24 protein-coding genes and 1 riboswitch are annotated in these 20,815 nt (G+C 65.7%); of the genes, 10 read left to right on the top strand and 14 right to left on the bottom strand.

The genetic code is table 11. From position 1 onward, the window contains the following. Window positions 1-42 precede the first annotated feature (42 nt). Entirely contained in the window at window positions 43-984 is a 942-nt protein-coding gene (dmeF, locus tag AX767_RS13555; RefSeq protein WP_068631821.1) for a CDF family Co(II)/Ni(II) efflux transporter DmeF, read from the bottom strand. Between the two features lies 1 nt (window position 985). After that, entirely contained in the window at window positions 986-2,041 is a 1,056-nt protein-coding gene (ruvB, locus tag AX767_RS13550; protein ID WP_068631820.1) for a Holliday junction branch migration DNA helicase RuvB, read from the bottom strand. Between the two features lie 88 nt (window positions 2,042-2,129). Between ruvB and AX767_RS13545 the strand changes: the two genes are divergently transcribed. Together AX767_RS13545 and AX767_RS13540 are read left to right on the top strand one after the other, a co-directional pair. Next, window positions 2,130-2,564 carry a hypothetical protein gene (locus AX767_RS13545; RefSeq protein WP_068631819.1) on the top strand — a complete coding sequence of 145 codons (435 nt, stop codon included), beginning with the start codon at window positions 2,130-2,132 and terminating at the stop codon, window positions 2,562-2,564. 85 nt (window positions 2,565-2,649) lie between these two features. Further along, window positions 2,650-3,690, top strand: coding sequence for a DUF1254 domain-containing protein (locus AX767_RS13540; protein ID WP_068631818.1), 1,041 nt, complete (start codon window positions 2,650-2,652; stop codon window positions 3,688-3,690). Here the strand turns inward: AX767_RS13540 and ruvA are convergent. Continuing rightward, window positions 3,591-4,172 carry a Holliday junction branch migration protein RuvA gene (ruvA, locus tag AX767_RS13535; RefSeq protein WP_068631817.1) on the bottom strand — a complete coding sequence of 194 codons (582 nt, stop codon included), beginning with the start codon at window positions 4,170-4,172 and terminating at the stop codon, window positions 3,591-3,593. The two genes, AX767_RS13540 and ruvA, sit on opposite strands and share 100 nt — an antisense overlap. Before the next feature lie 41 nt (window positions 4,173-4,213). Between ruvA and AX767_RS13530 the strand changes: the two genes are divergently transcribed. Next, complete coding sequence (locus tag AX767_RS13530) at window positions 4,214-5,173, top strand: PhoH family protein (RefSeq protein ID WP_068631816.1); 960 nt, start codon at window positions 4,214-4,216, stop codon at window positions 5,171-5,173. A 1-nt stretch (window position 5,174) separates the two neighbouring features. Further along, complete coding sequence (gene ybeY, locus AX767_RS13525) at window positions 5,175-5,627, top strand: rRNA maturation RNase YbeY (protein ID WP_068631815.1); 453 nt, start codon at window positions 5,175-5,177, stop codon at window positions 5,625-5,627. Between the two features lie 34 nt (window positions 5,628-5,661). On the opposite strand, the gene dtd is transcribed toward ybeY, so the two are convergent. Together dtd and AX767_RS13515 are read right to left on the bottom strand one after the other, a co-directional pair. Beyond that, on the bottom strand, window positions 5,662-6,102 hold the full coding sequence (gene dtd, locus AX767_RS13520; protein ID WP_068631814.1) for a D-aminoacyl-tRNA deacylase: 441 nt from the start codon (window positions 6,100-6,102) through the stop codon (window positions 5,662-5,664). Further along, window positions 6,099-7,004, bottom strand: coding sequence for a cation diffusion facilitator family transporter (locus AX767_RS13515; RefSeq protein ID WP_068631813.1), 906 nt, complete (start codon window positions 7,002-7,004; stop codon window positions 6,099-6,101). Before AX767_RS13515 ends, dtd begins: the two co-directional genes overlap by 4 nt. Before the next feature lie 138 nt (window positions 7,005-7,142). On the opposite strand from AX767_RS13515, the gene AX767_RS13510 reads away from it, so the two are divergent. Both AX767_RS13510 and AX767_RS13505 read left to right on the top strand, forming a co-directional pair. Next, window positions 7,143-7,625, top strand: coding sequence for a FecR family protein (locus AX767_RS13510; RefSeq protein ID WP_068631812.1), 483 nt, complete (start codon window positions 7,143-7,145; stop codon window positions 7,623-7,625). Beyond that, on the top strand, window positions 7,622-8,233 hold the full coding sequence (locus tag AX767_RS13505) for an OmpA family protein (RefSeq protein WP_068631811.1): 612 nt from the start codon (window positions 7,622-7,624) through the stop codon (window positions 8,231-8,233). Before AX767_RS13510 ends, AX767_RS13505 begins: the two co-directional genes overlap by 4 nt. Here AX767_RS13505 and tyrS read toward each other — a convergent pair. Next, window positions 8,226-9,461 carry a tyrosine--tRNA ligase gene (tyrS, locus tag AX767_RS13500; protein WP_068631810.1) on the bottom strand — a complete coding sequence of 412 codons (1,236 nt, stop codon included), beginning with the start codon at window positions 9,459-9,461 and terminating at the stop codon, window positions 8,226-8,228. The genes AX767_RS13505 and tyrS overlap by 8 nt on opposite strands. 158 nt (window positions 9,462-9,619) lie before the next feature. On the opposite strand from tyrS, the gene AX767_RS13495 reads away from it, so the two are divergent. After that, on the top strand, window positions 9,620-10,969 hold the full coding sequence (locus AX767_RS13495) for a M23 family metallopeptidase (RefSeq protein WP_068631809.1): 1,350 nt from the start codon (window positions 9,620-9,622) through the stop codon (window positions 10,967-10,969). 19 nt (window positions 10,970-10,988) lie between these two features. Beyond that, window positions 10,989-12,113 carry an anhydro-N-acetylmuramic acid kinase gene (locus tag AX767_RS13490; RefSeq protein ID WP_068631808.1) on the top strand — a complete coding sequence of 375 codons (1,125 nt, stop codon included), beginning with the start codon at window positions 10,989-10,991 and terminating at the stop codon, window positions 12,111-12,113. A gap of 19 nt (window positions 12,114-12,132) precedes the next feature. Here AX767_RS13490 and mdtD read toward each other — a convergent pair whose 3' ends face one another. The 4 genes from mdtD to rplM all read right to left on the bottom strand — a co-directional run bounded on the left by mdtD (window position 12,133) and on the right by rplM (window position 15,002). Then, window positions 12,133-13,566 (bottom strand): multidrug transporter subunit MdtD, encoded by a 1,434-nt coding sequence (gene mdtD, locus AX767_RS13485; protein ID WP_068631807.1) that lies wholly within the window; start codon window positions 13,564-13,566, stop codon window positions 12,133-12,135. Between the two features lie 75 nt (window positions 13,567-13,641). Beyond that, window positions 13,642-14,022: an iron-sulfur cluster insertion protein ErpA gene (erpA, locus tag AX767_RS13480; protein WP_068631806.1), complete on the bottom strand. Its 381-nt coding sequence runs from the start codon at window positions 14,020-14,022 to the stop codon at window positions 13,642-13,644. Between the two features lie 117 nt (window positions 14,023-14,139). After that, window positions 14,140-14,532 carry a 30S ribosomal protein S9 gene (gene rpsI, locus AX767_RS13475; RefSeq protein WP_068631805.1) on the bottom strand — a complete coding sequence of 131 codons (393 nt, stop codon included), beginning with the start codon at window positions 14,530-14,532 and terminating at the stop codon, window positions 14,140-14,142. Further along, a complete protein-coding gene (gene rplM / locus AX767_RS13470; protein WP_068631804.1) occupies window positions 14,529-15,002 on the bottom strand; it encodes a 50S ribosomal protein L13 in 474 nt (157 codons plus the stop codon). The genes rpsI and rplM overlap by 4 nt, the downstream gene beginning before the upstream one ends. A 186-nt stretch (window positions 15,003-15,188) precedes the next feature. Between rplM and AX767_RS13465 the strand changes: the two genes are divergently transcribed. Beyond that, window positions 15,189-16,082, top strand: coding sequence for a 23S rRNA (adenine(2030)-N(6))-methyltransferase RlmJ (locus AX767_RS13465; protein ID WP_068631803.1), 894 nt, complete (start codon window positions 15,189-15,191; stop codon window positions 16,080-16,082). A gap of 3 nt (window positions 16,083-16,085) precedes the next feature. Here the strand turns inward: AX767_RS13465 and AX767_RS13460 are convergent, their stop codons facing one another. The 4 genes from AX767_RS13460 to ahcY form a co-directional block, all read right to left on the bottom strand. After that, window positions 16,086-16,769 carry a septal ring lytic transglycosylase RlpA family protein gene (locus tag AX767_RS13460; RefSeq protein WP_237288458.1) on the bottom strand — a complete coding sequence of 228 codons (684 nt, stop codon included), beginning with the start codon at window positions 16,767-16,769 and terminating at the stop codon, window positions 16,086-16,088. After that, on the bottom strand, window positions 16,766-17,590 hold the full coding sequence (gene metF / locus AX767_RS13455; RefSeq protein WP_068631802.1) for a methylenetetrahydrofolate reductase [NAD(P)H]: 825 nt from the start codon (window positions 17,588-17,590) through the stop codon (window positions 16,766-16,768). The genes AX767_RS13460 and metF overlap by 4 nt, the downstream gene beginning before the upstream one ends. Beyond that, window positions 17,590-18,411: a TlyA family RNA methyltransferase gene (locus tag AX767_RS13450; protein ID WP_068633695.1), complete on the bottom strand. Its 822-nt coding sequence runs from the start codon at window positions 18,409-18,411 to the stop codon at window positions 17,590-17,592. Before AX767_RS13450 ends, metF begins: the two co-directional genes overlap by 1 nt. Before the next feature lie 74 nt (window positions 18,412-18,485). Further along, window positions 18,486-19,925, bottom strand: a complete 1,440-nt coding sequence (gene ahcY, locus AX767_RS13445; RefSeq protein WP_068631801.1) for an adenosylhomocysteinase — start codon at window positions 19,923-19,925, stop codon at window positions 18,486-18,488. An 81-nt stretch (window positions 19,926-20,006) separates the two neighbouring features. After that, a riboswitch (S-adenosyl-L-homocysteine riboswitch) is annotated at window positions 20,007-20,077 on the bottom strand. Window positions 20,078-20,127: 50 nt separating this feature from the next. Here ahcY and AX767_RS13440 point away from each other — a divergent pair. Then, complete coding sequence (locus tag AX767_RS13440) at window positions 20,128-20,775, top strand: hypothetical protein (RefSeq protein WP_068631800.1); 648 nt, start codon at window positions 20,128-20,130, stop codon at window positions 20,773-20,775. Window positions 20,776-20,815: the final 40 nt, after the last annotated feature.

Genomic DNA, 20,815 nt, shown 5'->3' with positions numbered 1-20,815 from the left:
GCGTGACGGCACGATGGCAGCGCCGTGACACCCGCATGACGCTCAGCCCGCGGTGCAGCGCTGGACCTCGATCGTCGAGTGGCGGATTTCCTCGTGCATCGAGAAGCACGCGCGCACCGCATCGGCGTCGAGCGTCGGCGAGTGTGTGACGACGGTCACCGCGCAAGCGTACGCACCGCTGCCGACCCGCCACACGTGCAGGTCTGCCACCCGTGTTTCGGAATCGGCCAGCGTCGCTTCGATGCCTTCACGGATTTCGTCGGTGACCGGATGGTCCATTTCCCGGTCGAGCAACACCTTGCCGGTCTGCAACAGCAAGCCCCGGGCCCAGACCGCCACGAGCACCGCGCCGACGATGCCCATCGCCGGATCGAGCCAGGCCCAGCCATAGAGCCAGCCGCCGACCAGCGCCACGATCGCCAGCACCGAAGTGGCTGCATCGGCCAGCACATGCACGTAGGCCGACTGGAGGTTCAGGTCCTCGCCGTGCGCGTGGTGATGGTCTCCGTGGCCATGGGCGTGTCCGTGCTGCGCACCGCCAAGCAGGCGCGCGCAGACGAGATTGACGATGAGCCCCAGCACGCCGACCACGATCGCTTGGCGGTAGTGGATCGGCTCCGGCATCCAGAGGCGCTCGAGCGAGCCGACCACCATGAACGCCGCCACGCCGAGAAGGAAGAGCGCACTCGCGAAACCGCCGAGCACTTCGATCTTCCAGGTGCCGAACGCGAATCGCGAGTCGTGTGCGTAACGGCGCGCCGCGGCATACGCAAAGGCACTCAGCCCGATCGCGACAGCGTGCGAACTCATGTGCCAGCCGTCGGCCAGCAGCGCCATCGAGTTGAACCACCCGCCCGCGCCGATCTCGACCACCATGGCGACCGCGGTGATCCACATCACCAGGCGGGTGTTGCGCTCGGCGGTCGGGTTGACGTCGCCGAACTGGTGATCGTGACGCCACTCGGCGAGGTCGTGCGTGTGCATCTCAGGCTCCGAACATGTCGCCGTCCCGCGTGGGCGGCGCGACGCCGAGGTGGCGATAGGCGGCCAGCGTCGCAATGCGGCCGCGCGGGGTGCGTTGCAGGTAGCCCTGCTGGATGAGGTAGGGCTCGATCACGTCCTCGATGGTGTCGCGCTCCTCGCCGATGCTGGCCGCCACGTTGTCCAGTCCGACCGGTCCGCCGTCGAAGCGGTGGATCACGGCTTCGAGCAGCTTGCGGTCCATCAGGTCGAGACCGTGCGGATCGACGTCGAGCATCGCCAGCGCCTTGTGCGCGATGTCCACGTCGATGTGGCCGCTGCCCTTGACCTGCGCGTAGTCGCGCACGCGGCGCAGCAGCCGGTTGGCGATGCGGGGGGTGCCGCGCGAGCGCCGTGCGATCTCGAAGCCGCCGGCCTCGTCCATCGGCACGTTGAGCAGGCCCGCGCTGCGGCGCACGATGCGCGCCAGTTCTTCCGCCGTGTAGAACTCCAGCCGCGCGACGATGCCGAAGCGGTCGCGCAGCGGGTTGGTGAGCATGCCGGCCCGCGTGGTCGCGCCGACCAGCGTGAACGGCTGCAGGTCGAGCTTGATGCTGCGTGCCGCCGGCCCCTCGCCGATCATGATGTCGATCTGGTAGTCCTCCAGCGCGGGGTAGAGGATTTCCTCGACCACCGGCGACAGGCGGTGGATCTCATCGATGAAGAGCACGTCGTTGCGCTCGAGATTGGTCAACAGCGCCGCGAGGTCCTTCGGCTTTTCGAGCACCGGGCCCGAGGTCTGGCGCAGGTTCACGCCCAGTTCGGCCGCGATGATGTGGCTGAGCGTGGTCTTGCCCAGGCCGGGCGGGCCGAACAGCAGCACATGGTCGAGCGCCTCGTCGCGCTTTTTCGCCGCGCTGATGAAAATCTCGAGCTGCTCGCGCACCTTGGCCTGGCCGACGTATTCGTCGAGCAGCTTGGGGCGCAGCGCCCGCTCGATCGCCTCTTCATTGGGCGAAGCGGGCGCCGCCGACACCACGCGTTGCGGGGCCGAGGCGAAGTCGTCGGTCTGGATGGTCATGTGCCGATGGAGTTTATGCCGGTCGATCCGCGCGAGCGGCGGGCTCGCACAATCGGGGGCATCGACCGACATCGAAGAAAGAGACGCCATGACGCCCGACGACCGCGCCCTTTGCACCGCCACCGGCAGCCTGCTGCGCGGCCATGGCGCCGTCGCCGCATTGGGCCTCGCGCTCACCGGCATCGGGCTCGGCGTGCTCGCGTTGACCGGGCGCTCGCTCTCGCTGGTCGCATGCATGGGCTTCGGCGCGGTCGTGCTGATCGGCGTGCTGGAGCGCTATCTGTGGCTGCGCCTGAAGCTCGATGTCGGCCTGTTCGAGGCGCTCGCCTCGGGCGCCATCGAATCGCTGCAACGACTCGACGGCGCATTGCAACGCCTGTCGGTGCGTGACGCGGCCGAGGCGCCGCGCAACCTCGACGCGCGCGTCGCCGGCACGCGGCAGCTGATGCAGCGTCACGGCGTCGTCGTGGCGTGCCAATGCGCGATGTTCCTGCTGGCTTTGCTCACGCAAGACATGCGGTAGTCGACGGCTCGTTTGTCAAGTGTCAGACAGACGTGCCTGCGGCATGCCCCTATCGTTGAGTCACTGTCACACACAAAGGCTTCCAATGATGACCGGAGTTTTTGGAGGAGGCACCGCAGAAACGCAGCGGTCGCTTGCACGGTCGGTCGGCAAGGCCGCCTGCGTTTACGGCTATCCGCTGGTCGAATTGATGCGCATGTGCCGGCTGCAGACGATGTCGCGCTTCAACGCGATTCCGTCGGGCCGCGCACCCGTCGACACGTTGCATCACAGCGACCACCCGCCGACCGATCGGGGCGGCGAAAGGGCCGGGGGCCTCTACACCACCGCCTGGATCTATCTGGGCGACGGCCCGCGCCACCTCCATTTTCCGGCCGGCTGGCTGCATCCCGGGCATCGGCTGTGCGCCAGGCTCTACAACGCCCACACCGAGAAAATTGCCGAATTCGGCCCCGACGCCCTGGTCTGCAGCGGGGCGGATGTTCTCCTGCTGGGGCCGAGCGCCGACGTGCCCGAAACGCTCGACGGGCGAACCGCTGTCAGGGCGAGCACCGACATGGTCTGGCTTGTCGTGCGCGTCGATGGCAATGACAACGACCGAGAGGGCGCCGACGCGCTGCGCGCTGAAATCATTCTGGACGCGCCGGAAGGCACGCTGAAACAGCGCCGCCCGCCGGCCGTCGACCTCTGGGAAGGCGACGGCAGCGATGCCGTTGTCGATCTGCTGGAGAGAGGGGAATCCGCCTCAAGTGTCGCGCCGGTTTTCTACAGCAACCTGTGCCGTGCGCTGGCCCATGCCCGCGCCCGACCCGAGGACCGGCGGCTCGTCGCCAGCTTCCGGCAGGTCGGCCTGGCGCCCGGTGCCTCGCTTCACTGGGGAAGCCTGATGCCCGCGCTCCGGACGGGCCTGGTGGAGGGTTTCGAGGACGCGGCCGAATACCTCTGCATGGGCACGATCGATCGCGAGCGACAAGCGCTCGTCGATTCGACGATGCGCCTCGAAATACGCAACGATCGCGCGGCGCCCTACTTCGCGAGTGCGCGCAACGCCAGCTTGATGCCTTCACTGACCTCGACGTCCTTCGGCAGCGCCTTCAAGGCGATGGCGGCTTCCTTGTCGCTGTAGCCGAGGGCGACCAGCGCCTGGAGGATGTCGCCCTGCGCGTCGCTCGCGGCGTGGGCGGCGCCCCCTTGCAGCGCGATGTCGGCACCGAGCTTGCCCTTGAGTTCGAGCAGCAGTCGCTCGGCCGTCTTCTTGCCGATGCCGGGAATCTTCACCAGCCGACCCGCGTCCTGGAGCGTGACGACCTGGGCCAGTTCCGCCACGCTCAACCCGGACAACACGCCAAGCGCCATGCGCGGGCCGACACCCGATATCTTGATGAGTTGCCGGAACGCGGCGCGCTCTTCGGCCGTCGCGAAACCGTAGAGGATTTGCGCATCCTCGCGCACCACGAAGTGCGTGAGCAGCGACACGCGCCCGCCCGTCTGGGGGAGGTTGTAGAACGTGCTCATCGGCACATCGACTTCGTAGCCGACGCCGTTGCAGTCCACCACCACTTGCGGCGGATTGCGTTCGGCGAGGATGCCGGTCAACTTGCCTATCATTCGAGCCTTCGTTCCTTGTCTTTCGAGCCGGAATTATCCCTTTGATCATTCGCCACACTTTCAAACCCCTCAACAACACCCGTCTCGTCAACCTTTGCGGCCCGCTCGACGAGCACCTGCGCCGCATCGAAGAGGCTCTGGACGTGAAGGTCGCGCACCGGCACGAGCAATTCAAGGTCGAAGGGCCGAAGGCGAAGGCCGAGCAGGCCATCGAGGTGCTGCAGGCGCTCTACGAAATCGCCGAGCGCGCCATCGATCCGGCCGTCGTGCAACTCACGCTGGCCAGCGACTCCGGAATGACCGAGGAAGGCGAAGTCGGCCCGATGCTGGTCACCCGACGCGCCGACCTGCGCGCGCGCACCCCGACGCAAGCCACCTACCTCGAGAACATCGCGAGCCACGACATCACCTTCGGGATCGGGCCGGCCGGCACGGGCAAGACCTACCTCGCGGTGGCTTGCGCGGTCGATGCACTGGAACGGAGCGCGGTGCAGCGCATCGTACTGACCCGGCCGGCGGTCGAAGCAGGCGAGCGACTCGGTTTCCTGCCCGGCAACCTGACCGAAAAAGTCGACCCCTACCTGCGCCCGCTGTACGACGCGCTCTACGAGCTGATGGGCTACGACAAGGTCATGAAGGCCTTCGAGCGCAACGCGCTGGAAATCGCGCCGCTGGCCTTCATGCGCGGCCGCACCTTGAACAACGCCTTCGTGATCCTCGACGAAGCACAGAACACCACGCCCGCGCAGATGAAGATGTTCCTCACGCGCATCGGCTTCGGCGCCAAGGCGGTGGTCACGGGCGACGTCAGCCAGATCGATCTGCCCAAAAGCCAGCTCAGCGGCCTGATCGATGCGGAGCGCGTGTTGCGCCGCGTGAAGGGCATCGCGACGACGCATTTCACGAGTGCCGACGTGGTGCGGCATCCGCTGGTCGCGCGCATCGTCGATGCTTACGACGGGCCACGCAAGCGACGCGCCACCGGCGCCGCAGCACGCTGACATGGCACTGGCAGAACTCTCTCTCTCGCTGCAATTCGCGCGCTTCCAGGGCGTCGAGCGCCACCGCGCTGCGTTGCCGCGCCACGGCGTGACGCGCTGGATTCGCCACGCGCTCGATGCCGACGGCGAGATCACCGTGCGGATCGTGGACGCCGACGAAGGCCAGCGTCTGAACCGCGAGTTCCGCGGCAAGGATTACGCGACCAACGTACTGACTTTCGATTACGCGCAGGCGCCGCTGGTCATGGCCGACCTGGTGCTGTGTGCCCCGGTCATCGCCCGCGAGGCGAAAGAACAGCGCAAGACGCTGGTTGCGCACTACGCGCACATGGTCGTGCACGGCACGCTGCACGCCCAGGGCTGGGACCATGAAACCGGCGAGGCCGACGCCGAAGAGATGGAAGCGCGCGAGATCGAGATTCTGGCCGGGCTGGGGATTCGCAACCCGTACTGAGCGCCGTGAGTGCCGTGAACGCCGATCCGCGCGCCTACGAAAACGACAGCGGGATGGTGACCGGCCCGTCGTTCACCAGGTGCACCTGCATGTCCGCCGCGAACACGCCGGTGGCGACCGCCGGATGCACAGCGCGCGCTTTCGCGACGAACAATTCATAAAGGCGCCGGCCCTCGTCCGGCGCGGCCGCGGCCGTGAAGCTCGGCCGGTTGCCGCCGCTCACATCGGCGGCCAGCGTGAACTGGCTGACGATCAACAAGCCGCCGCCGATGTCCTGCACGCTGCGATTCATCTTCCCGGCCTCGTCGGCGAAGATGCGCAGCTTCAGGAGCTTGGTGAGCAATCGATCGGCCAGCGCATCGCTGTCGCCTCGCTCCGCGCACAGGAGCACGAGCAGGCCGGCGCCGATCGCGCCCACCGTGTCACCCGCGATGTCGACGCGTGCTTCGGCGACGCGCTGCAGCACCGCTTTCATGCGTTGGGCGCGAGTTGCACGGCGCGCGCTTCCATTCCCAGCGGCAGCAGCTGGATCGTCACGCGCAGGCCGGGGACGGCGTCCATCAACGCCTGCTCCAGCGCATCGCGCAGGCCGGCGGCGCGCTCCAGCGTCCAGTCGCCCGGCGCGTGCATGTGCAGGTCGGCAAACAACCGCTGGCCGGCGCTGCGGGTCACGAGGTCATCGAACCGCAGCTGTGCGCCGTCGGGGGACTGGGCAGCAAAACGGTCGAGCGTGGCCTGAACGGCGGCCCGTGACTCGGGCGGCAAGGCAGCGTCCATCAGCCCTTGCGACGAACGCCAGACGAGGTGCGCGCCTTCCCGCAAGATGTTGAGCGCCACCCCGATCGCCAGCACCGGGTCGAGCCAGAGCCAGCCGGTGAAATGCACGGCCACGATGCCCACGACGACGGCAACGGACGTCCAGACATCGGTCACCAGATGGCGGCCATCGGCCTCCAGCGCGATGGAACGATGCACTTTGGCCGCACGGAACAGGACCCAGGCCAGCGCCGCGTTGAAGCCCGAGCTGACGATGGACAGCAACAGGCCCCAGCCGATCTGCTCGATGGGCTGCGGCGACCTCAGTCGCACGATCGACACCCAGAGGATGGCGAGCGCCGCGCCGACAATCAGGATGCCTTCGAAGCCGGAAGAAAAGTACTCGGCCTTGTGATGACCATAGGGATGGTTCTCGTCGGCCGGGCGGGCAGCGATGGTGACCATCGCGAGCGCGAACATGGCGCTCGCGAGGTTCACGAACGATTCCATGGCGTCTGAAATCAAACCCATGGAATTTGTCACGTAACCCGCGATTCCCTTGAGGACGATTGTCACGAGCGCAACAGCAATCGATAACTGGAGCAACCTTTTGGGTGTCATGCGATCACAAAATGCAAGGGTTGCGTCGGAAGGTGGCACAGAGCTCGAATTATGGCGGGCCAGCCTTTTTTGAATGACGCTCGTACAGGGTGACTTAACATCCCCGCACCGGAAACGATGAGATCAGAGGAGCCCAGAATGAGATTCAGAACATGGACAAGCCTTTGCGGGCTGATGCTCGCAGCAGCATTCGCTTCCGCACAAAGCGCAGCACCTGCTGCAGCCGCGCCGTCGCTTTCCGAGCACGCCGGCTTCGTCAAGAACGTTCGTGGCGATGTGCAGTTGCTGAGCGCGAACGGGGCGATGCGCCCCGCGTCGGCGGGTGACGTGGTGGCGCCGATCGAGCGCATCGTGACTGGCAAGGATTCCGCTGCGAGCGTGGTGCTGCGCGACGGCACGACGCTGGTCGTGGGGCCGTCCTCCCGGCTCGACCTCAAGGAATTCAGCTTTGACGCCACCACGCAGGACGGCGGCATGGTCATCGCATTGCTGCGCGGCACGCTGCGCATGATCACCGGCCTGATCGGCAAGACCCACCCGGATGCGGTCCGCATCGAAACCCAGACCGTCACCATCGGCATCCGGGGAACCGACTTCATCGTGCAGGCAGATGCTCAATGAGGTTGTGGCACCGGTTGCCCGCCTGGGCCATCGTGGTGGCGACGCTCTTGCTGACGGCCTGCTCGACGCCCGCTACGCGGGTCGTGCTGCTGCCACAGGAAGACGGCCGTGCCTCGGCCGTGGTGGTGAGTTCCAGGGGCGGTGAAGAGCTCTTGAACAAACCCTATCAACGCGCGACCGTGCCGACAGGTGCGGCGGGTGCACCCGTTGTCGACCAGGCCGACCCGGCGCAGGTCCGTGCCGACAACAAGACACTGTTCGATCTCGCGCCGCAGCGCGCACAGCGCTACACCGTCTATTTCGACGGCGGCGGCGTGATGCTGACGACCGAGTCGCAGCGCACGATGACGGAAGCGCTGGTTGCAGCGGAATCGCGCAGCGGCGGCGACATTGTGATCACCGGCTACACCGACACGGTCGGTACGGATTTGCAGAACGATGCGTTGTCGAGCCGCCGCGCGCAGCAGGTGCGCCAGATGTTCATCGAGCGCCGCTTCCCGCCGTCACGCATCGAGGCCGTGGGCCGCGGCGAACGCGACCCTGCGGTGCCGACGGCGGACGAAACCGACGAACCACGCAATCGCCGCGTGACGGTCGAAGTCAGGTAGACAGCGTCACGCGCGCGAACTTGCGCTTGCCGACCTGAACCACGTAGGTCCCGGCCGCCAGCTTCAGGCCCTTGTCGGTGACCACCACCGAATCAATGCGAACCCCGCCGCCATCGATCAACCGGTTGCCCTCGCCGCTTGACTCCGCCAGTCCGGCTTGCTTGAGCAATTGCCCGATGCCGAGCGGCGCGCCGCCGACGCTGCGGTCCGGAATCTCGTCCGGCACGCCGCCCTTGCTGCGGTTGATGAAATCCTGCTCGGCCGCCTCGGCCGCCGCCGCGCTGTGGAAGCGGGCGGTGATTTCCTTGGCCAGCGCGACCTTCGCATCCTTCGGATTCCGGCCAGCGGCGATGTCGGCCTTGAGCGCCGCGATCTGCGCGAGGGACTGGAAGCTCAGCAGCGTGTACCACTTCCACATCAGCGTGTCTGAAATTGACAGCACCTTGGCGAACATCGTGTTGGGGTCTTCGCTGATGCCGATGTAGTTGTTCTTGCTTTTCGACATCTTCTCGACGCCGTCGAGACCTTCGAGCAACGGCATCGTGAGGATGCACTGTGGCTCCTGGCCGTACTCCTGCTGGAGATGGCGGCCGACCAGCAGGTTGAACTTCTGGTCGGTGCCGCCGAGCTCCAGGTCGCTCTTCAGCGCGACGGAGTCATAGCCCTGCATCAGCGGGTAGAGGAATTCGTGCACCGAGATCGACTGGCCCGCCTTGAACCGCTTGGTGAAGTCGTCGCGCTCCATCATTCGTGCCACTGTGTACTTGGCGGCCAGCTGGATCATCCCGCGGGCGCCGAGCGGATCGCTCCACTCGGAGTTGTATCGAATTTCCGTTTTGGCCGGGTCGAGCACCAGGCTTGCCTGCTTGTAATAAGTCTGCGCGTTCGCCTCGATTTGCTCGCGCGTGAGTGGCGGACGCGTCGAGTTGCGGCCGGAGGGGTCGCCGATGGTCGTCGTGAAGTCGCCGATCAGGAAAATGACGGTGTGGCCCAAGTCCTGCAGCTGACGCATTTTGTTCAACACGACGGTGTGGCCGATGTGGATGTCCGGTGCGGTGGGATCGAGCCCGAGCTTGATGCGCAGCGGCTGGCCGGTCGATTCCGAACGCGCCAGCTTGTTCACCCATTCGTCCTTCGGCAGCAGCTCATCAGCGCCGCGGAGGGAAATTTCGAGGGCGCGTCCTACACCATCGGACAGATCTGGGGATGTAACAAACTCGGCATTCATTGGTGTTTTTGGCTGATTTTCGTAGGGCCGAAGCTATACTCAGCCCGACTTTCCAAGCGCCGGATTCTAATCGGCGCTTCTTTCCGCACCGTGTTGCCGCCTTCGTCTCGAGGCCCTCTGCATCACGGACTCGCTGAACCTGATCTGGATTTTGACGATTGATTGACAAGATTCTCGCTGCCGAGGAGCTGCTGGCTTCCCGGGTGGCCCACACGTTCCGGACCTACCCCAAGCAGATCACCGCCGCGATCGGCGCGGTGCTGATGTGTGCCGGTGGTGGTGCGTTCGCCGTGGCGTCGCTCGGCCCCGACGCCGCCGACCTGCCCGTCAAACAAGTGCTCGAAGCGGTCAAGCCGCTGCCGGTCACCGCACAAACCGATGCGCTCGACGCCCACAGCTTCACGCTCTTCCGCAGCGAGAACACACGCGCCAGCGACACGGCCGAGGCCCTGCTGCAGCGTTTGGGCATTGCCGACCCGGCCGCTGCCGCCTTCGTTCGCGGCAACGGCGAAGCCCGCGCAGCGCTGTTCAACCGTGTCGGTCGCACCGTCACGGCCGAGGTGTCCCAAGAAAACCGCCTGCAAAAGCTCAGCGCCCGCTGGATTCCCGATGGCGATGGAGGCTTTAGGCGCGTCGTGGTCGAAAAAACGGCCACTGGTTTCGCGCTTCGCAGCGAAACCGAAACGCTAACGACAGGCAGCCGACTGGCGAGCGGCGTCGTGCGCAGTTCGCTCTTTGCAGCGACCGACGACGCCGGCATTCCCGATGCCGTGGCCAGCCAGCTGGCCGACGTCTTCTCCGGCGACGTCGACTTCCGCCAACTGCGCCGCGGCGATCGCTTCGCCGTGGTCTACGAAACTTTTGAAGCCGATGGTCAGTCGATGCGCACCGGCCGCGTGCTGTCTGCCGAGTTCGAGAGCAACGGCAAGATCCATCAGGCGCTGTGGTTCCAGGAACCGGGCAAAAAGGGCGGTTATTACCGTCCGAACGGAGATAGCCTTCGCCACGCATTCCTCACGTCGCCCGTCGAGTTCTCACGCATTTCCAGCGGTTTCGCGATGCGCATGCACCCCATCCTGAACAGCTGGCGCCAGCACAACGGCGTCGACTTCGCTGCGCCGACCGGCACGGCAGTGCGCGCCGTCGGCGACGGCACGGTGGAGTTTGCGGGCCAGCAGAGCGGCTACGGCAACATCATCATCGTCAAGCACCGGAACAACCAGGAAACGGTGTACGCCCACCTGAGCCGGGTCGACGTGAAAGTCGGCCAGAGCGTGAGCCAGAGCCAGTTCATCGGCGCCGTCGGCGCGACCGGTTGGGCCACCGGCCCGCACCTGCACTTCGAATTCCGCGTCAACGGCGAGTACACCGATCCGTCGACCATTGCGCAGCAAGACGGCGGAACACCGATTACCGCCGCGTCGCGTCCGACCTTCGAAAAGTTGGCACTCGCCACCCGCACCGAACTGGCAGCGGCGTTCTCCGTTGTCCAGGCGAGCGCCGACTGACCCAGACCCGGTTCCGCTCATGACGGAACGCTACATTGGTCTGATGTCGGGCACGTCGCTCGACGGCGTCGACGGTGTCCTCGCAGACTTCTCGGACGGCGGCATCCAGGTGCACGGTCACGCGGTGGCGCCTTTCTCGATGGCGCTTCGCACCGAACTTCTGTCTCTGAACAACCCGGGCGGCGTCGACGAGCTGCACCGCGCGGCACTGGCCGGCAGCGCGCTCGCACGCGTCTACGCGGAAGTCACGCGCGAACTGCTCGCGAAAGCCGGCGCTTCGCCCCGGGACATCATCGCTGTCGGGGCTCACGGTCAAACAGTGCGGCATCGCCCCGGCGAGTTCGACGACACCGGCTACACGCTGCAGATCAACAACCCCGCACTGCTCGCCGAACTGACCGGCATCGACGTGGTCGCGGAGTTCCGCACGCGCGATGTGGCCGCCGGAGGTCAGGGCGCACCGCTGGTGCCGGCGTTCCACCGCGCACTCTTCGCGCATCCGGACGAAGCGGTTGCCGTGCTGAACCTTGGCGGCATCTCGAACCTGAGCCTGCTCCCTGCAACGCGCAATGACGCCCAGACCATCCTCGGATTCGACTGCGGCCCCGGCAATGCGCTGATGGACCACTGGACCCAGAGTCATCTTGGCCAGTCCTACGACGCCGGCGGCGCATGGGCTGCAGGCGGGTGCGTGCTGCCCGGGTTGCTGGCGCGCCTGTGCGCCGACCCATACTTCGCCAGGCCGCCGCCCAAGAGCACCGGACGCGATCTTTTCAACCCGCCCTGGCTGATGGCGCACCTGCAGGAACACGCGCATGCCGGCACAGCCGACGTTCAAGCGACGCTGGCCGAACTGACCGCGGTCACGTGCGCGGCGGGCGTCACGCGCCATGGAAGCGACAGCAAGACGCTGATCGTTTGCGGCGGGGGCGCACTCAACGAGCACCTGATGGGGCGCCTTCGCGCCCTGCTGCCGGACGTTGAGGTCGTGTCGTCGGGCGAGCGCGGCCTGCCGCCCCAGCAGGTCGAGGCGGCGGCCTTCGCCTGGCTGGCCCGTGCCACCATCCGCCGGGAGCACGGCAACCTGGCCAGCGTGACAGGCGCCCGCGGCGGCCGCGTGCTGGGGGCGATCTACCCGGCATGAGCCCGACCAGGTTGCGAGGTCAGCCCTGCCCGGACACCTCGGGCTGCTCCGGCTGCACCGCACGCGCTTCCGGCGGCAGGTGCCAGAAGATCAAGGCCGACGCCACCGTCACCAGCCCCATGCCGGCAAACGTGGCCTGGAAGGCATGCAGCGTGTCGAGCGGCGTCGCCTTGCCGAAGAGATCGGTGAAGCCCGAAAGCACCGTGCTGGCGGCAGCGACGGCCAGGCTCATGGCCAGCATCTGCACCATCGAAAAAAGACTGTTGCCGCTGCTCGCCATGTCGGGCGAGAGATCGCGCAAGGTGACCGTGTTCATGGCCGTGAACTGAAGCGAATTGAAGGCGCCGAACGCCAGCAGCTGGACCACCAACCAGACCATCGACTGGGCGGGCGCGGCCAGCGCGAAGGTCGCCATCGAGGCGCCGACCAGGATGGTGTTGATCACCAGCACGCGCCGGTAGCCATAGCGTGTGATGAGCGGTGCGGCGGCGCGCTTCATGGCCATGCCGGCCAGCGCGATGGGCAACATCGTGAGCCCGGCGTGCAACGGCGAGAACCCCATCGACACCTGCAACAGGAGCGGCACCAGAAACGGCATGCACCCGCTGCCAAGGCGCGAGAACAGATTGCCGAGCAGGCCCACGCTGTAAGTCGGAATGCGCAGCATCTCGGGCGAAAACAGCGGCTCGGGCCGACGCGCCGCGTGCAACCAGTAAGCGACCAGGCTGGCGAAGCCGAACACCATGAGCAGCAGGACGCCGACCTGGCGCAGACCGAGTCCCGAGACGCCGTCGAGCGCGAGCGACACTGCGACCATGCCGAAGGCGAGCAGCGCGTAGCCCGTGCCGTCGAAGCGCTTCAACACGGCCGCCCGCAGGTCCGGCATGAACCTCAGCGTGGCCAGGCAGCCGCAGATGCCGACCGGCACGTTGATGAGAAAGATCCAGTGCCATGACGCGTACTGGACCAGCCAGCCACCCAGCGTGGGGCCGAGCAACGGCCCGATCAGCCCCGGAATCGCGACGAAACTCATCGCCTGCACGAACTCGCTGCGCGGCACGGTGCGCAACAGGGCCAGGCGCCCGACCGGCAGCAACAGGGCTCCGCCAGCCCCCTGGAGGATGCGGGCAGCCACCAGCTGACCGAGGCCGTGCGACGCGGCGCAGGCCAGTGAGCCGGCGACGAACAGCACGATCGCCGAAAAGAACACCCGTCGCGTGCCGAAGCGGTCGGTGATCCAGCCCGAAGCCGGAATCAGCATCGCCATCGTGAGCGCATAGGCAACGATCACCGACTGCATGCGCAGCGGACTCTCGCCCAGGCTCGCGGCCATGGCAGGCAGCGCCGTGTTGATGATCGTCGCGTCGAGCGTCTGCATGAAAAAGCCGACGGCGACCAGCCAGAGCAGGCTCTTGCGGTACGTGGGCGAAGGAACAGCGTCAGGCACGGTCATGAGAAACGGGAAAGGCAGGCAGCAAAAAGCCGCCCGGAGGCGGCTTGTCTGGACACCGTGATCAGCAGCAACTGATCAGGCCGAGAAGCTCGAACCGCAGCCGCAGGTGCTGGTCGCGTTCGGGTTCTTGATGACGAACTGGGCGCCTTGCAGATCTTCCTTGTAGTCGATCTCGGCACCCACCAGGTACTGGTAGCTCATTGCATCGATCAGCAGCGAGACACCGTTCTTGGTCATCGTGGTGTCGTCCTCGTTGGTGATCTCGTCGAAGGTAAAACCATACGAAAACCCGGAGCAGCCGCCGCCTTGCACGAACACGCGCAGCTTGAGTTCGGGGTTGCCTTCTTCGGCAATCAGATCGGCCACCTTCAGTGCGGCGCTGTCGGTAAAAAGAATCGGCTCGGGCATTTGCGGCGCGGGCGTCGGGGTCTGGATATTTTCGGCTACGGCACTCATTGAGAGGACTCCTGTGGGGTGGGCCGTGGTGCGGCCAATGGGGAATGCTACTGCACCCAACAAAAAACCGCCCGAAGGCGGCTTTTTGGCAATGCAGGCAGTAAGCCCAAAAGCGGATTAACGCTTGGAGAACTGCTTGCGGCGGCGTGCGGAGTGCAGGCCGACCTTCTTGCGCTCGACTTCACGCGCATCGCGCGTCACGAAGCCAGCCTGGCTCAACACCGGCTTGAGCGTTGCGTCGTAGTCGATCAGCGCACGGGTGATGCCGTGGCGGGCAGCGCCTGCCTGGCCGGATTCACCGCCGCCGGCGACGTTGATCATGATGTCGAACGCTTCGACGTTGTTCGTCAAGAACAGCGGTTGCTTGGCGATCATGATGGACGTTTCGCGGCCGAAATAGGCCTGGATGTCCTTGCCATTGATCGTGATCTTGCCGGTGCCTTTTTTCATGAACACGCGGGCGACGCTCGATTTGCGACGGCCGGTGCCGTTGTTCCATTCACCGATCATGATTTGGCGGCCTCACGTTGAGCGTTGGTGGACAAGCCTGCGATCTCCAGCACCTTCGGCTGTTGGGCGGTGTGCGGATGTTCCGCGCCGCCGTAGACCTTGAGCTTCTTGATCATCGCGTAGCCAAGCGGACCCTTGGGCAGCATGCCCTTGACGGCCTTTTCCAGGGCACGGCCCGGAAACTTGTTTTGCATGTCGCGGAAGTTGGTGGCACTGATGCCGCCCGGGTAGCCCGAGTGACGGTAGTACACCTTGTCGATCGACTTGGCGCCGGTGACGCGCAGCTGGGCTGCATTGATGATGACGATGAAATCACCAGTATCGACGTGAGGCGTGTAAATGGCCTTGTGTTTGCCGCGCAAACGGAGAGCAACTTCGCTGGCTACTCGTCCGAGGACCTTGTCGGTCGCGTCAATCACAAACCACTCGTGCGTCACGTCAGCGGGTTTGGCGCTGAACGTTTTGGTCATGAGTTTCTCTTTGAAAAGAGGGGTTTGCTGGGCCCTTTTACACGGTCGGCGTTCCTCTGATGGGAATCTCTTAGGTGGGATCTGACGCCCGCCGAAACGGTTGTCGTGCCTCGCCGCGGGGCCACTAAAGCGCTGCGAAGCCTTCGATTATATAAAGAAACGGCGCCAGCGGGTACCATCGACCCTATGTTCAGTTACCGCCACGCCTTCCACGCCGGCAACCACGCCGACGTGCTCAAGCACACGGTGCTGATTGCCACCCTCGAGTATTTGCTCGAAAAAGACGCCGCGCTCACCGTCGTCGACACGCACGCTGGCGCCGGCCTGTACCGGCTGGACGGCGATTACGCCGACACCAGCGGCGAGGCCGCCAACGGCGTGTTGCGGTTTTTTGCCAAGGCGAAGACCGACGTCCCGCTGGCCGACGCCATCGAGCGGTACCTTGCGGTGATCCGCGATTTCAATCCGCGTGGCGGCGCCAAGATTTATCCGGGCTCGCCCTTCATCGTCCAGCACCTGCTGCGCGATCACGACAAGCTCAAGCTCTACGAACTCCATCCGACCGACGCCAAGACGCTGGACGCGAACATCGCCCAGCTCGATGCCGGCCGGCAGATCGCGGTGCTGCGCGAAGACGGTTTTTTGAGCGCCACCAAGTTCCTACCGCCGCCGTCGCGCCGTGCGCTGGTCCTGATGGACCCGAGCTACGAAATCAAGAGCGACTACGGGCGCGTGCTCGACTTCGCGGGCGAGGCCCTCAAACGCTTCGCCACCGGCACCTACGCGGTCTGGTACCCCATCATTCCGCGGCCCGAGGCGCACGACTTGCCGCGCCGCCTGAAAACGATGGCGACCAAGGCCGGCAAGTCGTGGCTGCACGCCACACTCACCGTCAAGTCGAGCAAGGTCATCACCGAACCGACCGGAGAAGTGAAGCGGCCGGGATTGCCGGCGAGCGGCATGTTCCTGATCAACCCGCCGCACACGCTGAAGGCGAAGCTGGCGGAGGCGCTGCCCCAGTTGGTAGAACGCCTGGCTCAGGACCGCAACGCCAGCTTTTCACTGGACGCGGGCGGCTGACGTTCAGCGACGGCGCTTCGGCGCGGCCTGACGCGCGCTCCGCTTCGGCGCAGAAGCCGGCTCTGCTGCCATCGGCGCGGCGTCCAGATTCGCCACCGCCCCGCCGCAACGCTGGTCCTTGCGGTCGATCACCGACAACGCCACCTGCTTGATGCCCATCGCGATCAGGCCGATCTGGTCGGCCGCAGCGCGGCTCAGGTCGATGACGCGCCCCTGCGCATAAGGCCCGCGATCGTTGATCCGCACCAGCACTTCCTTGCCGTTGACCAGGCTGCGCACGCAGACGCGCGTGTTGAAGGGCAGCGTCTTGTGGGCCGCGGTGAAGGCGCCCATGTCGAAACGCTCGCCGTTGGCCGTCTTCTTCTGATGGAACTGGATGCCGTACCAGGAAGCGCCGCCCCGCTCGAACACATCGCGCGAGGCACCGTCGCCGGGCACGCCATCGTCGGGGGGCAGGTCGTCGCTGCCAGTGCCCGGCACGCTGAGGTCGTAATTGACGCCTGGCACCAGGGAGCGCGGTGCGGCCCCCGCCGGCACCGCGAGTCCGCGTGCGAGCGGACTCAGTCGGGCGATCGACACCTTGTCGGCGGCATCGGGCGCCGCGCCGTCAACAGGAGCGGGCGGCGTGGTGCAAGCTGCTAGCGCACAGCACAGCCCGCTCACCAGCGCGGCGCGCAGCCCTTTCACCCCAGGCGCTCCAGCACCCCCAGCGTCGCTTGCGCCTGGTTCATCGTGTAGAAATGCAGGGCCGGGGCGCCACCCGCGCGCAGACGCTGGCAGAGGTCGGTCACCACATCAAGCCCGAAGGCCTTGATCGAGGCGATGTCGTCGCCATAAGACTGCAGGCGCAACCGGATCCAGCGCGGGATCTCTGCGCCGCACGCGTCAGAAAAGCGCATCAGCTGGGTCGAGCTGATGATCGGCATGACGCCCGGCACCACCGGCACATCGAGCCCCAGCTTGCGGCTCTCGTTGACAAAGCGGAAGTACGCCTCAGCGCTGAAAAAATACTGCGTGATGGCCGAATCGGCGCCAGCGCGCACCTTGGCGGCGTACGCCTGCAAGTCGGCTTCCGGCGACTTCGCCTGGGGGTGCACTTCGGGGTAGCAGGCCACCTCGATGTGGAAATCGCGTCCGGTCTCGTCGCGAATGAACCGGACGAGATCGCTTGCATAGTGGAACTCGCCGCCGATGCCGTAGCCGCTCGGCAGGTCGCCCCGAAGCGCGACAATGCGCTTCACGCCCATGGCCTTCAGTTCGGCCAGCTGCGTGCGCACCGTTGCCTTGGTGGCGCCGATGCATGAAAAGTGGCTGGCCGCGTCGACCTCCTCTTCGAGGATTTCGCGCACCGCGTTGAACGTGCCGTCGTGCGTGGAGCCGCCGGCGCCGTAGGTGACCGAGCAAAACTCGGGCTTGTGCACATAGAGCTGCTGGCGCACTGCGCGCAGCTTGACCGCGCCTTCAGGCGTCTTGGTCGGAAAAAATTCAAAGCTGAGCGGCAGACCCATCACTGGCTCCCGGGGGCACCGTCCTGGCGAACGGCATGAATGAAAAACTCGTGGTTGCCGTCGCCCCCTTCGATCGGGCTGTCGAACCATCGCACCACGCGAAGTTGCAACGCAGCGCAGGCCTCGCGCAAACGCGTTTCGACGATGGCGTACATCGCCTCGTCGCGCACGATACCGCCTTTGCCGACCTGGCCCGGCTGCAGTTCGAACTGTGGCTTGACCAGCATGAGCAAATCGCCGCCGGCCGACAAAAACGGCACGACCGCGGGCAGCACCAGCGTCTGTGAGATGAACGACAGGTCGCCGACGATCAGGTCGAAGCGCGGCTCGAAATCCAGATCCAGCGTCGCCGGATCGTCCGCCTCGTCGACGCTGGCGGCGAGCAGATCCACCGCGGTCAACGCGCGTGCATTGACCTTTTCGATCGCGCTGACGCGCTCGTCGTCTCGCAGCCGCTGGTGCAGCTGGCCATGCCCGACATCGACCCCGACCACATGCGCAGCGCCATGCTGCAGCAGGCAATCGGTGAAGCCGCCAGTCGACTGGCCGATGTCCAGGCATTGCTTGCCGGTCGGGTCGATGCCCGCGCGCTTCAACGCGCCTTCGAGCTTCAGCCCACCGCGCGACACATAGCGCGATTCGCCCGCATCGAGCAGTTCCAGCTCTGCGGTTTCGGGCAGGTCATCGCGGTTCTTGACCACGCTTCGCCATGCGTCGGCCGTGCCCGCATCGCGCCAACGCAACCCCCCGGCGATGAGCCGGACCGCCTGCGAACGCGATGCGGCCAGGCCGCGCTCCACCAACAATTGATCAGCGCGCATGAGCGCGGCGCCGGGCCGTCCCAAGCAAGCTCGCACCGGAGTGCGAAGCACGAAGGTTTTTCACTTCGCTTCGATCAGTAGCGGTAGGTGTCGGCCTTGTACGGGCCTTGCTTAGGCACGCCGATGTAGGCGGCCTGTGCGTCCGACAGTTCGGTCAGCATCGCGCCGACCTTCTTCAGGTGCAGGCGGGCCACCTTCTCGTCGAGGTGCTTGGGCAACACATACACCTTGCCCGACTCGTAGGCGTCCGGCTTGGTGAAGAGCTCGATCTGCGCGATGGTCTGGTTCGCGAACGACGACGACATCACAAAACTCGGGTGGCCGGTGCCGCAGCCCAGGTTCACCAGGCGGCCCTTGGCCAGCAGGATGATCTTCTTGCCGTCGGGGAACGTGATGTGATCGACCTGCGGCTTGATCTCTTCCCACTCGTACTTCTCGATCGACGCGACGTCGATCTCGTTGTCGAAGTGACCGATGTTGCAAACGATCGCCTGGTCCTTCATGGCGGCCATGTGGTCGTGCGTGATGACCGACAGGTTGCCGGTGGCCGACACGAAGATGTCGGCCTTGTCGGCGGCGTACTCCATCGTCACGACCTTGTAGCCTTCCATCGCGGCCTGCAGTGCATTGATCGGGTCGACCTCGGTCACCCACACCTGTGCCGACAGCGCGCGCAGCGCCTGGGCCGAGCCCTTGCCCACGTCACCGTAGCCGGCCACGACCGCCACCTTGCCGGCGATCATCACGTCGGTCGCACGCTTGATCGCATCGACCAGCGATTCGCGGCAACCGTACAGGTTGTCGAACTTGCTCTTGGTGACCGAATCGTTCACGTTGATGGCGCGGAACATCAGCGTGCCCTTGGCCGACATCTCGTTCAGGCGCAGCACGCCGGTGGTCGTCTCTTCGGTCACACCGATGATCTCGGCCGACTTGCGGCTGTACCAGGTGTTGTCGACGGCCAGCTTGGCCTTGATCGCTGCGTACAGGATGCGTTCTTCGTCGCTGGTCGGGTTGGCCAGCGCGCTCGGGTCTTTTTCAGCCTTCTTGCCCAGATGCATCAGCAACGTGGCATCGCCGCCGTCGTCCAGGATCATGTTCGGGCCTTCGCCCTTCGAACCCTTGGGGCCAAAGTCGAAGATGGCATGGGTGTAGTCCCAGTAGTCGGTCAGCGTTTCGCCCTTGATGGCGAACACCGGCGTGCCGGCGGCGGCGATGGCCGCGGCGGCGTGGTCCTGCGTCGAGAAGATGTTGCACGAGGCCCAGCGCACGTCGGCGCCCAGCGCCTGCAGCGTCTCGATGAGCACCGCGGTCTGGATGGTCATGTGCAGCGAACCCGTGATGCGCGCGCCCTTGAGCGACTGCGCCTTGGCGAATTCCTGGCGAATGGCCATCAGGCCGGGCATTTCGGTTTCCGCGATGCGGATTTCCTTGCGGCCCCAGGCGGCGAGGGACAGGTCGGCGATCGCCTGATCGGGGGAAACGATGGGGGTGGGCTTGAGAACAGCGCTCATGAGGAACTCCAACAAAACGAGTTTGAAAGGTGCCGCTGTCAGGGAAAGTCGTCCGGAAATCAATCGACTCACCGCGGGAACAGCGGATGAGCGTGGTTGCGAAGGTGTCCGAGCCTCACGCCTATGTCGGCGCTGCAACGCTCCTCGGACCGGCGATTTTAGCTGACACCCCGGATGCGCGCCAAAGGCGTAGATTGACCCCATGAACCAACCTACGAAATTGCTGCGCGCAACATTCCTTGCCGCCACCCTCGCCAGCGCCACCACGTTGCCTCTCCTTGCCCTGGCACAAAACGCGGCGCCGTCGCCCATGGTGAGGATCCGCGGCACCGTGGTGTTCGCCGACGCGCGGCAGGTCATCGTCAAGGACCGAGGCGGCGAAGTGGTCTCGCTGGCACGCGTTCCGGACATGCCGGTCTCCGAGGTGTTTGCGATCAAGCTCGCCGACATCAAGCAGGGCAGCTTCATTGGCACGGCCGCGATGCCGCAGGCCGACGGCTCACAGAAGGCGCTCGAGGTGCTGGTGTTCCCCGAAGCCGCGCGCGGCACCGGCGAAGGCCATTTTCCGTGGGACCTGCAGCCACAGAGCACCATGACCAATGCGACCGTGGCCGACCTCGCCGCTGCCACGTCCGACGGGCGCGGCGGCCAGCAAATGCGACTGAGCTACAAGGGCGGCGAGAAGACGCTCTTTGTGCCGCGCGGCACGCCGGTGGTCACGTTCCGTCCGGGCACCGATGCGCTGCTCGTGCCCGGCGCCAAGGTGCTGGTCAACGCGCAAGAGCGCAACGGCACACCGACCGCTCTGCGCGTGCTGGCGGGCCGCAACGGCTTCACGCCGCCGATGTGAGCTGAATCCGAGGGAAATCCCGCGCGGGATTTCGTCGGTG

The sequence above is a fragment of the Variovorax sp. PAMC 28711 genome, from assembly GCF_001577265.1.
Taxonomy (GTDB): domain Bacteria; phylum Pseudomonadota; class Gammaproteobacteria; order Burkholderiales; family Burkholderiaceae_C; genus Variovorax.
The sequence above is the reverse complement of the archived record's forward strand: the minus strand, read 5'-3'. Positions and strand labels throughout refer to the sequence as shown.

Bases quoted from the DNA above. Each gene is read 5' to 3' on its own strand.
- AX767_RS13540 (WP_068631818.1), top strand. From the start codon at position 2,650: ATGATGACCGGAGTTTTTGGAGGAGGCACCGCAGAAACGCAGCGGTCG.
- tyrS (WP_068631810.1), bottom strand. From the start codon at position 9,461: ATGAATGCCGAGTTTGTTACATCCCCAGATCTGTCCGATGGTGTAGGA.
- rplM (WP_068631804.1), bottom strand. From the start codon at position 15,002: ATGACCAAAACGTTCAGCGCCAAACCCGCTGACGTGACGCACGAGTGG.
- AX767_RS13465 (WP_068631803.1), top strand. From the start codon at position 15,189: ATGTTCAGTTACCGCCACGCCTTCCACGCCGGCAACCACGCCGACGTG.
- AX767_RS13490 (WP_068631808.1), top strand. From the start codon at position 10,989: ATGACGGAACGCTACATTGGTCTGATGTCGGGCACGTCGCTCGACGGC.
- ruvA (WP_068631817.1), bottom strand. From the start codon at position 4,172: ATGATAGGCAAGTTGACCGGCATCCTCGCCGAACGCAATCCGCCGCAA.
- erpA (WP_068631806.1), bottom strand. From the start codon at position 14,022: ATGAGTGCCGTAGCCGAAAATATCCAGACCCCGACGCCCGCGCCGCAA.
- metF (WP_068631802.1), bottom strand. From the start codon at position 17,590: ATGGGTCTGCCGCTCAGCTTTGAATTTTTTCCGACCAAGACGCCTGAA.
- ahcY (WP_068631801.1), bottom strand. From the start codon at position 19,925: ATGAGCGCTGTTCTCAAGCCCACCCCCATCGTTTCCCCCGATCAGGCG.
- AX767_RS13505 (WP_068631811.1), top strand. From the start codon at position 7,622: ATGAGGTTGTGGCACCGGTTGCCCGCCTGGGCCATCGTGGTGGCGACG.
- rpsI (WP_068631805.1), bottom strand. From the start codon at position 14,532: ATGATCGGTGAATGGAACAACGGCACCGGCCGTCGCAAATCGAGCGTC.
- ruvB (WP_068631820.1), bottom strand. From the start codon at position 2,041: ATGACCATCCAGACCGACGACTTCGCCTCGGCCCCGCAACGCGTGGTG.
- AX767_RS13510 (WP_068631812.1), top strand. From the start codon at position 7,143: ATGAGATTCAGAACATGGACAAGCCTTTGCGGGCTGATGCTCGCAGCA.
- AX767_RS13440 (WP_068631800.1), top strand. From the start codon at position 20,128: ATGAACCAACCTACGAAATTGCTGCGCGCAACATTCCTTGCCGCCACC.
- AX767_RS13515 (WP_068631813.1), bottom strand. From the start codon at position 7,004: ATGACACCCAAAAGGTTGCTCCAGTTATCGATTGCTGTTGCGCTCGTG.
- AX767_RS13545 (WP_068631819.1), top strand. From the start codon at position 2,130: ATGACGCCCGACGACCGCGCCCTTTGCACCGCCACCGGCAGCCTGCTG.
- ybeY (WP_068631815.1), top strand. From the start codon at position 5,175: ATGGCACTGGCAGAACTCTCTCTCTCGCTGCAATTCGCGCGCTTCCAG.
- dtd (WP_068631814.1), bottom strand. From the start codon at position 6,102: ATGAAAGCGGTGCTGCAGCGCGTCGCCGAAGCACGCGTCGACATCGCG.
- dmeF (WP_068631821.1), bottom strand. From the start codon at position 984: ATGCACACGCACGACCTCGCCGAGTGGCGTCACGATCACCAGTTCGGC.
- mdtD (WP_068631807.1), bottom strand. From the start codon at position 13,566: ATGACCGTGCCTGACGCTGTTCCTTCGCCCACGTACCGCAAGAGCCTG.
- AX767_RS13450 (WP_068633695.1), bottom strand. From the start codon at position 18,411: ATGCGCGCTGATCAATTGTTGGTGGAGCGCGGCCTGGCCGCATCGCGT.